The organism is Bradyrhizobium australiense, assembly GCF_013114825.1.
Taxonomy (GTDB): Bacteria; Pseudomonadota; Alphaproteobacteria; order Rhizobiales; family Xanthobacteraceae; genus Bradyrhizobium; species Bradyrhizobium australiense.
Map to the genome: position 1 here is coordinate 41,823 of NZ_JAAVLX010000014.1, position 12,659 is coordinate 54,481.

General features: G+C 63.7%; 10 protein-coding genes. 6 read left to right on the forward strand and 4 right to left on the reverse strand.

Annotated elements, in window-relative coordinates; translation table 11 throughout:
- Window positions 1–309: 309 nt before the first annotated feature.
- Window positions 310–627, reverse strand: coding sequence for a hypothetical protein (locus tag HCN58_RS35390; RefSeq protein ID WP_210266250.1), 318 nt, complete (start codon window positions 625–627; stop codon window positions 310–312).
- A gap of 520 nt (window positions 628–1,147) precedes the next feature.
- Window positions 1,148–1,378 (reverse strand): ATP-grasp domain-containing protein, encoded by a 231-nt coding sequence (locus HCN58_RS35395; protein WP_210266251.1) that lies wholly within the window; start codon window positions 1,376–1,378, stop codon window positions 1,148–1,150.
- Between the two features lie 422 nt (window positions 1,379–1,800).
- Here HCN58_RS35395 and HCN58_RS32075 point away from each other — a divergent pair, with 422 nt between their 5' ends.
- Together HCN58_RS32075 and HCN58_RS32080 are read left to right on the forward strand one after the other, a co-directional pair.
- Window positions 1,801–3,015: an MFS transporter gene (locus HCN58_RS32075; protein WP_171583351.1), complete on the forward strand. Its 1,215-nt coding sequence runs from the start codon at window positions 1,801–1,803 to the stop codon at window positions 3,013–3,015.
- Between the two features lie 101 nt (window positions 3,016–3,116).
- The gene (locus tag HCN58_RS32080; RefSeq protein WP_171583352.1) at window positions 3,117–4,859 is read left to right on the forward strand and encodes an N-acyl-D-amino-acid deacylase family protein; all 1,743 of its coding nucleotides are present in this window, start codon (window positions 3,117–3,119) and stop codon (window positions 4,857–4,859) included.
- A gap of 164 nt (window positions 4,860–5,023) precedes the next feature.
- On the opposite strand, the gene HCN58_RS32085 is transcribed toward HCN58_RS32080, so the two are convergent.
- Window positions 5,024–6,310 carry an MFS transporter gene (locus HCN58_RS32085; RefSeq protein ID WP_171583353.1) on the reverse strand — a complete coding sequence of 429 codons (1,287 nt, stop codon included), beginning with the start codon at window positions 6,308–6,310 and terminating at the stop codon, window positions 5,024–5,026.
- Between the two features lie 257 nt (window positions 6,311–6,567).
- On the opposite strand from HCN58_RS32085, the gene HCN58_RS32090 reads away from it, so the two are divergent.
- The 4 genes from HCN58_RS32090 to HCN58_RS32105 are packed head-to-tail and all read left to right on the forward strand — an operon-like array spanning window position 6,568 to window position 11,211.
- Window positions 6,568–7,254 carry an ABC transporter ATP-binding protein gene (locus HCN58_RS32090; RefSeq protein WP_171583422.1) on the forward strand — a complete coding sequence of 229 codons (687 nt, stop codon included), beginning with the start codon at window positions 6,568–6,570 and terminating at the stop codon, window positions 7,252–7,254.
- Entirely contained in the window at window positions 7,251–9,713 is a 2,463-nt protein-coding gene (locus HCN58_RS32095; RefSeq protein ID WP_171583354.1) for an ABC transporter permease, read from the forward strand. Before HCN58_RS32090 ends, HCN58_RS32095 begins: the two co-directional genes overlap by 4 nt.
- Window positions 9,703–10,788 (forward strand): lipocalin-like domain-containing protein, encoded by a 1,086-nt coding sequence (locus HCN58_RS32100; RefSeq protein WP_171583355.1) that lies wholly within the window; start codon window positions 9,703–9,705, stop codon window positions 10,786–10,788. Before HCN58_RS32095 ends, HCN58_RS32100 begins: the two co-directional genes overlap by 11 nt.
- Before the next feature lie 30 nt (window positions 10,789–10,818).
- Window positions 10,819–11,211, forward strand: coding sequence for an MAPEG family protein (locus HCN58_RS32105; RefSeq protein ID WP_171583356.1), 393 nt, complete (start codon window positions 10,819–10,821; stop codon window positions 11,209–11,211).
- Window positions 11,212–11,375: 164 nt separating this feature from the next.
- Here HCN58_RS32105 and HCN58_RS32110 read toward each other — a convergent pair whose 3' ends face one another.
- Complete coding sequence (locus HCN58_RS32110; protein ID WP_171583357.1) at window positions 11,376–12,569, reverse strand: ABC transporter substrate-binding protein; 1,194 nt, start codon at window positions 12,567–12,569, stop codon at window positions 11,376–11,378.
- Window positions 12,570–12,659 lie beyond the last annotated feature (90 nt).

Here is a 12,659-nt window from a genome sequence, read left to right on the forward strand (position 1 = left end):
TGCTATCCGGACGCGGTCAGATTGAGGTCATGCCGTTACCCTGAGTCGGCATGCAGCGCAAACGCCGATTGATCCGGCGAAGAGGCATCACATTGGTGAAATCATATGGGCGGAACAGGTAGGAAGAACAGCGGGCCTCCGAAACAAGGCGATGACAAACCGAAGAAGCCGCCGCGCAGGCGGGTTGAGGAGGAGGAAGACTACGAGGATGGTGACATCGCCACGCCGAAGCGGGACCGCCATGGCCCTGATGATGAGCCGTTGTGAGGTAACCGTGAGGTGACCAGACCGGCGCGTCACTCACTGTCGTCATCGCCCGGCTTGACCGCCGGCCAACCTGTCAGTGATGTGTCCGAACAGGTGTCTGCCATGTCTCCGGGCTAAGCACTTCGCAGGCGATGACGAGCTGTGTCGGTAGAAATCTTCGTTCTCAATCACCCGAATACTGCCGGGATCCAGCAGATGCGCGCCAAAGCCGCCGCGTGCGAGCTTGCTTGCTGATTGCGGCGAAGCCAGCAGCAATGCGGCCGTCATCGCCAGCGGCACGGCACTCATCCAGTCCGATTGCACCGGCGTGAGTTCTTCGCTGCTGCCGGCATAAGGCCCGCGCGCTGCAGCGAGATGCAAGCATTGCCTCGCAATGTCGCGCCGCGTGCCGCGCGCCGCACATCCGAGCAACGCCTGCATTGCCAGATGCGTGAGCACGCCCTCGCGGCCATCGGGCACCGGAGCCGGCGTCTTGCCCAACGAGATCCGAAGCAAGGCCCGACCAGATCGACACCGGAGCGATAGGCATTCATCGGCTCGACCAGCCACGGATTGCAATCAATCAGCAATGGCGCGGAATCGACGTCAGGCATGATGTAGTCAACCGACAGCGTGCCTTGCCAATCGAACGCCTGGCCGATCCGTTCGACATAAGCGCGAAGGACCGGCCGGCTCACACTCCGCTTGATCGCCTCGGCGCCGCCGACGCCCGCTGCAAGCTATCGACAGGAATGAAAGCCGCATCCGGCCGCGCAGAACACCGATTGCGCCTTCTCAGTGGTGCCTGCGACGAAATCTTGTACCAGCACCTCACTGGTAAGCGCATCGCTGTGGTTTGATCATGCAGCGCGCGCATCAGACCGTCCGCGCTGCGCACGAATCAGATGCCGCGGCTTGCGGTGCCGACAGAGGTTTTCACAACGGCCCGGAAGCGAACCGCGTCGCGCACGCCTTCCGCGGATTTCACGAAGCGCGTCGGCGGCTGCGGCAATCCCAAGCGGTCGAGCAGCCGGCTGAAACCGGCCTTGCTGTGCGCTTGCCGATAGCTCTCGAAGCTCGGCAGCGCGATCCCGGCGCGGCCTTCGATATGTTGCCCAACCCGCGCAAACAAGAATCCTGCTCATGCGCGCCAGCAGCACATCGAATTTCCTGCTGGCCAGTCGCTGCTCGATGAAGGCCAGATAACCGGCGGGGTCGTCCCGCAGTCCAGGGCAGCGATGAAATTTGCGGACGAACCGCGAGAACCGCGACAGGCACCAGGGCGAGGGATCGCAGACCTCGACGTGATGACCCGAAAGACCGAGAATCGTAATGGCCTCCCGGGCCGAGGTCGGAGACGAGCACCCGGAGCGGTTTTAAAGGATCAGGCATGCCGGATCGTTGCCGTGCCCCGCGCCTTTGTCTCCCGATTTAATGGCGCCATTCGTGCGCCCCTGCCCTCCGCCGGGGCAGCCATGCAGCGGCATTCATGGACAAATAACGGCTGGACTATATTTTCGCCGGGCCGTTATTTATACAGGGATCTGAGCTGATATGGTCGACATTCTGGCCGCACCGCAACAAGCCAAAGCGGACACTTCGCTGCGCACGCTTGCTGCGATTTCAGTCGCCCATTGGGTCAGTCATTTCCATCTCTTCGTGCTGCCGATGCTGTTTCCGTTCCTGAAGGAGCAGTTGGGCGTCGGCTATATCGAGCTCGGCTTCGCGCTCACCGTGTTCGGCGTCGTCTCCGGCCTGACACAGGCCCCGATCGGCTATCTCGCCGACCATATCGGCGCGCGAAAAGTGCTGCTGATCGGCCTCACCGTCGGCGGGCTCGCGCTGATCATGCTCGGCCTGCATCTGAGCTACGTTTCGCTGATCGTCAGCGCCGCTCTGCTTGGCCTTGCCAACAGCGTTTATCACCCCTGCGACTATGCGATCTTGTCGACGCATATGGATGAAGCGCGGATGGGCCGCGCGTTTTCGGTCCATACCTTTGCAGGCTTCCTTGGCGGCGCAGTGGCGCCGGCGATCATGGCGGCATTGGTGGCGACCGTCGGCGGGCTGGGCGCGTTGATCGCGGCCGGCGCGGTCGGCCCGGCGGTGGCGCTGCTGTTGATCGCGGTCAGAATTCCCGATGCGAGCTCGGCCGATCGCAAGGCCGACGACTCTACAGCGCCGCAGCAGAGCATCGTGACTCCCGCCATCATCGTACTGACGATCTTTTTCATGCTGCTCGGCCTGTCCAATGCCGGCATCAGCAATTTCGGCGTGGTGGCGCTGATCAGCGGTTATGGCGTGACGTTTTCGGCGGCCAACATCGCGCTGACCGCCTATCTCGGCGCCAGCGCCGCCGGCGTGCTGGCCGGCGGCTATCTCGCCGATCGCACCAAGCGCCACGGCAATGTCGCAGCCGCCTGCTTTGCGATCAACGCCGTCATCATAACGGTCATTGCAACGATCAATTTGCCGTCGGTGCTGCTGATCGCCGCAATGGGACTGGCCGGGTTCCTCGGCGGCGCCATCGCTCCCTCGCGCGACATGCTGGTCCGCAATGCAGCCCCGGCGGGCGCTGCGGGCCGCGCTTTTGGCATCGTCTCCACCGGCTTCAATTTCAGCGGCATTCTCTCTCCTCTGTTGTTCGGCTGGATCATGGACCAGAGCCTGCCGCATTGGGTGTTCGGCGCGTCCGTGGCCTTTATGGTGCTGACGGTCCTGCTGGCGCTGGTGACCGACCGCAAGCCTGCGGAACCCGTCACAACGTAACGGAGTCGGCGATGCATTCCTGAGCCTCATCCCCGGCGGTTGACAGCGTCTGATGGCGCCGGATGATGCGTCAACAAAAACCAGATACCGGGATGGAAGCCATGACCTCGACCCCCGACCTCGTGATCCGCGGCGGCACCATTGCCGATGGCAAGGGTGGCGAATTGTTCGAAGCCGATGTTGCGATCACGGGCGGCCGCATCACCGAAGTCGGCAAGGTTGCCGCGAAGGGCAAGGAAGAAATCGACGCCCGGGGCAAACTGGTCACGCCGGGCTTTGTCGACATCCACACCCATTATGACGGCCAGGTCACCTGGAGCCAGGACATCACGCCCTCCTCGCAGAACGGCGTCACGTCAGCGATCATGGGCAATTGCGGCGTCGGTTTCGCGCCATGCCGTCCGGCCGACCATGTCCGGTTGATCCAACTGATGGAAGGCGTCGAGGATATCCCCGAGCCGGTGCTGAGCGCCGGCATTCCATGGGCCTGGGAGAGCTTTCCGGACTACATGGAGTGGCTGTCGAAGAGAAGCTTCGACATGGATATCGGCGCGCAACTGCCGCACGCGGCCTTGCGCGTCTATGTGATGGGCGAGCGCGGCGCGCGCCGCGATCCGTCGACGCCGGAGGACAACAGGGCGATGGCGGCCTTGGCTGCTGATGCCGTGCGCGCCGGCGCGCTCGGCTTCTCGACCTCGCGCACGCTGAACCATCGCACCTCGACCGGCGATTTCACGCCGACCTTGAAAGCCGGCGAGGACGAGTTGACCGCCATCGCGGCGGCGATGCATGCGCAGGGCCGCAGCGTGTTGCAATTCGTGCTCGATCTCTCCACCATCGACGAAGACCTGCCAATGATGCTGCGGGTCGCCGAGAACACCAAAATCCCGGTGTCGTTCTCGATCACCCAGAACGACAAGGCGCCGCAGCGTTGGCGCCAGACGCTCGACACCATCAGAGAGGCCTCAGTGCGCGGCCTGTCGGTTACGGCGCAGATCGCCGCCCGCCCAGTCGGACTGATGCTCGGGCTGGAATTGTCGCGCAACCCGTTCCAAACACATCCAAGCTACCAGGCGATCGCGCATTTGCCGCTCACTGAACGCCTTGCCCGCCTGCGTCAGTCGGACGTGCGCAAAGCGATCCTGAGCGAGCACGCGACCGCGACCGACGACCCGCTGTTCTTCCGGCCGAACTACGACAAGATGTACCTGCTCGGTAATCCCCCTGACTACGAGCAGCCGCCGGAAAATACGCTGGGCGCGCAAGCGAAGCGCCAAGGCCGGCAGCCGGAAGAACTCGCCTATGATGCGATGCTGACGGACGAAGGCCGCGGCATGCTCTATGTGCCGTTCCTCAATTATGCCGACGGCAATCTCGATGCGACACGTGAGATGCTGCGCGATCCCAATGCAGTGCCGGGGCTCTCCGACGGCGGCGCGCATTGCGGCATCATCTGCGACGCCAGCTTCCCGACCTATCTCCTGACGCACTGGACGCGCGACCGCACCCGCGGCGAGAAACTGTCGATCCCGTTCGTGGTATCAGCGCAGTCGCGCAAGACCGCGCTCTCGGTCGGCCTCTACGACCGCGGCGTGATCGCGCCCGGCTTCAAGGCCGACGTCAACGTGATCGACTACGACCGCCTGCATCTGCATCCGCCGAAGGTGCATTACGACCTGCCGGTCGGCGGCCGCCGCCTGATGCAGCAGGTCGACGGCTACGACGCCACCATTGTGTCAGGCGTCATCACGCAGCGCGCCGGCAAAGCCACCGGCGCCCGCCCGGGCAAGCTGGTGCGCGGCGCGCAAGGAAGTAAGCCGCAGTTCGACGCGGCCGCGAGTTAGGACGGAACTGCTTCAATATACGTGGTGTCGTCCCTGCGAACGCAGGGACCCATACGCTGCGGCCGATCGTTCATGGCGAAGTGGCAGACGCCTCGCTTAGGCAATCAGCATTCGTGGTTATGGGTCCCTGCGTTCGCAGGGACGACGGATGATTCGTTGTTGCCTCACGCGAACTTCGGCTGTGCCGCTGCTTGCGCCATCAGCCTTGCGCGTTCCGTGTTCGGCCACAGCAGCAGCAGTCCGAGCAACCCCGACGCCGCCATGATCACGGCGTTGATGGTGAAACCGGTCATGTAGCCGTCGAGCGGCACCGCCGCATTCTGGATCACGACGCCCATGACCGAGGGCGCAATCATCCCCGCCAGCGTATAGATTGCGCCATAGATGGCGAGCACGGCGCCGCGCTGCTGCACCGGCGTGAATTCGCCGAGCATCGGCGGGCAGACCACATAGATCGAGCCGCAGAGCCCGGAGCCAACCACCAGGAACGCGATCTGCAGCCCCGCGCCGTTGACATGCGGCAACACGGCAAGAATCAGCCCACCGACGATCAGCGGCACCGAGCCGAGCACGCCGCGCGCACCGCGTGTCGTATAGCCCCGCGTCAGCATCACCTGCGAAATCCAGCCCGTCAGCAGCACGACCGTCGCGCCGAACACCCAGGGCAGCACCGAAATCCAGCCCGCATCCTTTTGCGAGAAGCCCAGCCCCTTGACGATGAACGGCGTGAACCAGGTCAAGCCGAGCGACAGCGCCCAATAGGCGCCAAAGGTCGCCGCGCAGCAGCCGATGAATGTCCGCGAGGTCAGGAGCTGAAGATAGGGAACGCGCGGGTCGGCCGCCGCCATTTCGACCGTGTGCACCAGCGGCCCTTCTTTGCCCATCACCAGCCACGCTGCCGTCCACATCAGGCCGACCACGCCGAGCGCGCCGAAGGCGTAGTGCCAGCTATGATTGACAATGATCCAGTTCAGCGCCGGCACCGCGAGGATTACGCCGAAAGCCGAACCCTGCGAGAGAATGGCGGTCGGCAGCGTCCGCTTCTCGTCGGGAAACCATTTGTAGACCGCATGCGCCGCCACCGAAAACGCCGGCCCCTCGCCGGCGCCGAGGATGATGCGGCAGATCACCAGCGTTGTGAAGCCGACGGTGCCGACCATCGGAAACTGCGCCACCGACCAGATCACCGCCATCGCGAGCAGCACCCAGCGGGTATCGACGCGATTGACGATGAAACCGACGACGATGGCCGAGATGGAAAACAGGAAAAAGAACGAGGAGCCGAGAAAGCCGAACTGTTCCGGCGAGAGCTTCAGCTCATCCATGATCGGGGCACCGGCTAGGCCGACCACGATCTTGTCCGCAAAGTTCACCAGCATGAACAGAAACAGCAGGAAGGTGATTTTCCAGGCGCCCTTGGGCGTCGCCTTGGGCGTCGGTTGCGCGGTCATGGCTGGTTTCCCCGTCTTGGCTGGCTCTGTAGCATCGGCCGGTTCCAATGCTACAAGGGGGCTTGCAGGCAAGGCAACCGGGATTTTTCCGCAAATGCCCGCCGCGCAACTGCCGGCTGGTGCGGCAGGCGCGCACCACAACCGGATCACGATCGCGTCGCGGCGCGATTGAGGCCGTGATCGGGGACGTGCGCCCTGATATGTTGGATGCCATCACGTCGGGGGATTTTCATGGTCAGATCGGTCCATCGTCGCGCATGACCAAAGGCAATCCCAGCGTAACCGGCCCCGTGCTTCACGTAGCCGGCCTGACCAAGAGCTACCGCACCGCCGGCGAAGAGATCGCAGTGCTGCGCGGGGTGAACCTGACAGTCGCTGTCGGCGAGAGCGTCGCGCTCACCGGCGAATCCGGCAGCGGCAAGAGCACGCTGTTGCACCTGATCGCCGGTCTCGAGGCAGCCGATGGCGGCGAGATCAAGTTGGCGGATGCATCCGTCGCCGAACTCAGCGATGCCGACCGGGCGGAAATGCGCCGCGACCGGCTCGGCCTGGTGTTTCAGCAATTCAACCTGATCCCGAGCCTCACCGTGGAAGACAACCTCGGTTTCCAGTCACGCATCGCCGGCCGTCACGATGCGGCCTGGCACCACGAACTGGTGGAGCGGCTCGGGCTCGGCCGTTTCCTGAAACGCTATCCCGAGCAATTGTCCGGCGGCCAGCAACAACGCGTCGCGATCGGCCGGGCACTGGCGGTCAAGCCGTTATTGCTGCTCGCAGACGAGCCGACCGGCAATCTCGACGAGGATACCGCGGACGAGGTGCTGGCGCTCGCGCGCGATCTGGTGACGCGCAGCGGCTGCGGCTTTCTGATGGTGACGCACAGCACGCGGCTCGCCGCAACGCTCGACCGCCAGGTCAACCTCCATGCCGGGGTGATCGCGTGAAACGCGCGCTGTGGACACTGGCCGTGCTGCTCAGCCACTGGCGCCGGCATCCGACGCAGTTGGCGACCTTGCTGATCGGGTTGATCTCGGCGACCGCGCTATGGAGCGGCGTGCAGGCGCTCAATCAGCAGGCGCGCACCTCTTACGATCGCGCTGCCGCCACCTTTGGTGGCACTCGCACCGCCATGCTGGTCGCCCGCAACGGCGCGACCTTTCCGCAAAAACTCTTTGTCGAGTTACGCCGCGCCGGCTGGCCGGTCTCCCCGGTGCTGGAAGGCCGCATCCAGATCGAGGGACGATCGTTCCGGCTATTGGGTATCGAGCCGGTCACACTGCCCGCCGAAGTCGGCAATGCGCCGACAATCGGCAAAGCCAGCCTGCAATCCTTCATGACGCCGCCAGGCGAGATGCTGGTGGCGCCGGAAACGCTTTCCGACCTCAAGCTGGCCGAGGGCGCGCGCCCAGAAGGCGATGGCGGCGCGCCGCTGCCGCCGCTTCGCGTGCAGCCGAATCTGGTGCCTGGCGTCCTGGTCGTCGACATCGGCATTGCGCAAAGCCTATTGAAAATGCCCGATCAGCTCTCGCGCCTCCTGATCGGCAAGGCGACAGGCAAGCATCCGACGCTCGAAAGTGTTGTCGGCGACAAGCTTCGCCTGGTCGAATCGGATGCGGAAACCGATCTCGAACGCCTGACCGACAGTTTTCACCTGAACCTGACCGCATTCGGGCTGCTGTCGTTCTTTGTCGGCCTGTTCATCGTCAATTCCGCGATCGGGCTCGCCTTCGAACAGCGGCTGCCGACCTTGCGCACCTTGCGCGCCTGCGGCGTCTCAGCGCGGATGCTGAACGCCGTACTGGTGCTCGAATTGGTATCGCTCGCCCTGATCGCGGGGCTGATCGGACTCGTGTGCGGTTACTTCATCGCCGGAGCGCTGCTGCCTGACGTCGCGGCCTCGCTCCGCGGGCTCTATGGCGCGCAGATTCCGGGACACCTGACGCTCAAACCGCAATGGTGGATCGCGGGCATCGCCATCAGCATTCTTGGCGCGCTCGCTGCAGCCACCACGAGCCTGACCAAGGCGCTGCGGCTGCCGCTGCTCGCCACCGCCCAACCGTTTGCCTGGCAACAGGCGCAGCGGCGCTGGCTGACCTATCAGAGCGCACTGGCGCTCGCGGCGTTTGCCGCGGCTGGCGGCTTTTTGTGGTTTGGCGATTCTCTGATTTCGGGCTTTGCCGTGCTCGCTGCGTTGATGCTCGGCGCAGCGCTGATCCTGCCGATGTTTCTGGAACTCGTGCTGTCGTTTGGTCAGCGTCGTGCGCGAGCGCCGCTCGGCATCTGGTTCTGGGCCGATAGCCGCCAGCAATTGTCGGGATTGTCGCTCGCCCTGATGGCGCTGTTACTTGCGTTGGCGGTGAATGTCGGCGTGTCCACCATGGTCGAAAGTTTCTCCCGCACCTTCCTGGTCTGGCTCGATGGGCGGCTGGCGGCAGACGTTTATGTCAACGCCACCAACGACGCACAGGCACACGAGATCAAGGCGTGGCTGCGCGAACGGCCAGAGGTCAAGGCGATCTTGCCCGGCGGCCGCGCCGATACGCAACTGGCAGGCGCACCGCTCGAAGTGCTGGGCCTGCCCGATCACGCCACCTACCGCGAAAACTGGCCGCTGCTGCAATCGACTGAGGATGCCTGGCGGAGGCTGCGTCCGGGCGATGCGGCGCTCGTCAGCGAACAACTGGCGCGGCGGCTGCACCTCTCTGTCGGCACTCGCATCGAAGTGCCCGCGTCGGGCGGAAACTGGGCGCTCGACGTGGTCGGCATCTACGCCGATTACGGCAACCCCAAGGGCCAGATCGCGGTGAACTTCGCCGCGCTGACGCGGCGCTTTCCGGAAATCCCGCTGACGCGCATGGGATTGCGCGTCGACTCGCCAAAGATCCCGGCGCTGATTTCTGCCTTGCAGGAAAAATTTGGCCTCGACGACCGCAACATCGCCGATCAGGCGACGATGAAGGCGGAATCGACGCGGATCTTCAACCGCACTTTCTCGGTCACGGCGGCGCTGAACGCGTTCACGCTCGGGGTCGCCGGCGTTGCGCTGTTAACGAGCCTCTTGACGCTTGCCAACTCCCGCCTGCCGCAACTGGCCCCGTTATGGGCGATCGGCATCACACGGCGGCGGCTCGCGGCAATCGAACTCTTGAAGACGGTGTCGGTGGCGCTGATCACTACCATTTTTGCGCTTCCGCTGGGTCTGCTGGTCGCGTGGTGCCTGCTCGCGATCGTCAACGTCAAGGCGTTCGGCTGGCGGTTGCCGTTTCAAATCTTTCCGTTGCAACTGCTATGGCTTACCGGCGTCGCGATGGCGGCTGCGGTTGCGGCTTCCGCGCTCCCCGTCATCAGGCTGGCGCGCATGCAACCAGCCAGCCTGATCAGGATCTTCGCCAATGAACGGTAGCGGCCTCATTACCCGCCGCGGCTTCATCAGAGGCGCACTCCTCGCAGGTCTTGGTGGCAAGGCGCTCGCGCAGGGTTTTGCGGGTTTGAGCGAAGGCGCGGATGGATTTGCACCGGTCGTGCCGGGCAGAACGTTCGCATTTCCCGCCGACCACGGTCCGCATCCGGAGTTTCGAATCGAGTGGTGGTATGTGACGGCCAACCTCGCCGATGCGCGCGGCGTGGCCTACGGCGCGCAATGGACGCTGTTTCGCCAGGCGATCGCAGGGGGCGGGCCGCAGGAAGGTTGGGCCAACCAGCAGATCTGGATGGGCCATGCTGCCGTCACGCGCGAAGATACCCACCGCTTCAGCCAGACGTTCGCGCGCGGCGGCGTCGGCCAGGCTGGCGTTGAAGCCCAACCGTTTCACGCCTGGATCGATGCCTGGGAGATGCGCGCCCTCGATCAGGTGAATGACGACAATATCGCATCGTGCGAGCTGAAAGCATCGGGCACCGACTTCAGCTACACGCTACGCCTGGATGCGGATCGGCCGCTGGTGCTGCAGGGCGATGGCGGCTATAGCCGCAAATCGCTGCGCGAACAGGCCTCCTATTACTACAGCCAGCCACATTACGCGGCGACGGGCATCCTCACCGTTGACGACAGGCCCATCGACGTCACCGGCATGGCCTGGTTCGATCGTGAATGGAGCAGCCAGCCGCTGGCTCCGGATCAAAGCGGATGGGACTGGCTCTCGCTGCATTTCAACGCCGGCGACAAATTGATGCTGTACCGGATGCGCCAGACCGACGGCCAGCATTACAGCTCGGGCAAATGGATCGCGTCCGACGGCACCGCCGAGACGCTCGGCTCCGATGACATCGCCATGACCCCGCTCACCGTTACGGTGATCGAGGGACGGAAGGTCCCGACGGCATGGCGCATCGCGGTTGCGAAAATGGCGCTCGCGATCGAATGCCGGCCGCTCAATCCCAGGAGCTGGATGGGCACGAGCTTTCCGTATTGGGAAGGCCCGATCCGCTTTGCGGGCAGCCACACGGGGATGGGCTATCTGGAAATGACCGGCTATTAAGCCCGCGCAGGAAACAGGGGAGTTTCAGCGATGTATCATCTCACCGCGCTCGCCACCTTGCTGGCGGTCCTGGTCTACTTCTACTCGTCCATTCTGGTGTCGCGGGCGCGCGGCAAATTCGGCGTCAAGCTGCCGGCGATTTCGGGCAATCCCGATTTCGAGCGCGTGTATCGCGCGCAGATGAACACACTGGAATGGCTGCCGATATTCCTGCCGTCGCTATGGCTGTTCGCGATCTATATCAGCGACGGCATCGCCGCTGCGCTCGGGCTGGTCTGGGCCGTCGGCCGCATTCTTTATATATTTGGCTACGCGAAGTCGGTCCCACAACGCAGCCCCGGATTTGCGACTCAGGCGCTGGCGACGATCGCGCTGTGGATCGGCGCATTCGGCGCGATCGTGTGGCGGTTGGCGCAGGGGTAATATCCACGCAGTTCCATCCCCACGTCGTCCCGGGCAAGCGAAGCGCGACCCGGGACCCATAACCACCGATGGTAATTGTCGCGCGACGCTGAGGCCACCGCCCGGTGTAACCAACAACCGCCTGTGGTTATGGGTCCCTGCTTTCGCAGGGACGACGGAGACACCTACTTCACCAGCGGGCAGCCGGAATCCTTCGCCGCCGGGAACGCCTTGTCGCCGGGCACCACGGCGAGCTGCTTGTAGTAATCCCACGGCTTCTTGGACTCCGAGGGCTTCTTTACCTCGAACAGATAGAGGTCGTGCACCATGCGGCCATTTTCCAGCACCTTGCCACCCTGCGCGAAGTCATCGTCCACCGGAAGCTCCTTCAGCTTTTTCGCCACCGCCTCGGTGTCCTTTGTGCCGGCGGCCTTGACCGCCTTGAGGTATTGCAGCGTTGCCGAATAGGTGCCGGCCTGGATCATATTTGGCATCCGGCCGGTGCGCTTGAAAAAGCGTTCGGCGAGGTTGCGGCTCTTGGCGTCGCGGTCCCAATAGTAGCCTTCGGTCAGCACCAGGCCTTGCGCGGCTTCAAGCCCGAGGCCGTGCACTTCGGCGAGCGTCAGCAGCAGGCCGGCCAGCTTCTGGCCGCTTTTGACGATGCCGAATTCAGCGGCCTGCTTGATCGAATTGGTAGTGTCAAGACCGGCATTCGCGAGCCCGATGATCTTGGCCTTCGAGCTCTGCGCCTGCAGCAGGAACGACGAGAAGTCCGACGAATTGAGGGGAATGCGGACCGCGCCCAGCACCTTGCCGCCTTTCGCCTTGACGAAATCGCCGGTGTCCTTTTCCAGCGCGTAACCGAAGGCGTAGTCGGCGGTCATGAAGAACCAAGTGTCTCCGCCCGCTTCCACCAGCGAGCCGCCGGTGCCGAACGCCAGCGCGTGCGTATCGTAGGCCCAATGGAAGCCGTAAGGCTGGCAAGCGTCGCCAGTCAGGCGCGAGGTCGCCGCGCCCACAACGATATCGATCTTCTTCTTTTCCTTCGAAAGCTCGTGAATCGCGAGCGCGACCGAGGACGTCGTCAGTTCGGTGATCATGTCGACGCCTTCAACGTCATACCAGCGCCGCGCGATGGCTGCACCGAGATCCGGCTTGTTCTGATGGTCGGCGGAGACGATTTCGATCTTGTGGCCCAGCACTTCGCCGCCGAAATCCTCGATCGCCATCTTGGCCGCCTCGAACGACCATTTGCCGCCGTAATCGGCGTAGACCCCGGACTGATCGTTCAGAATACCGATCTTGACGCCCTGCGCCAATGCCGGCGCGGCGAGCAAGAGACCACCCACCGCAACGGCGGCTAACAATCCCGACTTCATTTTTTTCTCCCGGAATTTTTTGTCAGAGGAACCTGGCAACACTATTCAATAACCCCGCACCTGCCCATCCATTTCGAATCAGCCAAAAGT

Coding starts and splice junctions, on each gene's coding strand:
- HCN58_RS32075 (WP_171583351.1), top strand. CDS start 1,801: ATGGTCGACATTCTGGCCGCACCGCAACAAGCCAAAGCGGACACTTCG.
- HCN58_RS32080 (WP_171583352.1), top strand. CDS start 3,117: ATGACCTCGACCCCCGACCTCGTGATCCGCGGCGGCACCATTGCCGAT.
- HCN58_RS32085 (WP_171583353.1), bottom strand. CDS start 6,310: ATGACCGCGCAACCGACGCCCAAGGCGACGCCCAAGGGCGCCTGGAAA.
- HCN58_RS32090 (WP_171583422.1), top strand. CDS start 6,568: ATGACCAAAGGCAATCCCAGCGTAACCGGCCCCGTGCTTCACGTAGCC.
- HCN58_RS32100 (WP_171583355.1), top strand. CDS start 9,703: ATGAACGGTAGCGGCCTCATTACCCGCCGCGGCTTCATCAGAGGCGCA.
- HCN58_RS32105 (WP_171583356.1), top strand. CDS start 10,819: ATGTATCATCTCACCGCGCTCGCCACCTTGCTGGCGGTCCTGGTCTAC.
- HCN58_RS32110 (WP_171583357.1), bottom strand. CDS start 12,569: ATGAAGTCGGGATTGTTAGCCGCCGTTGCGGTGGGTGGTCTCTTGCTC.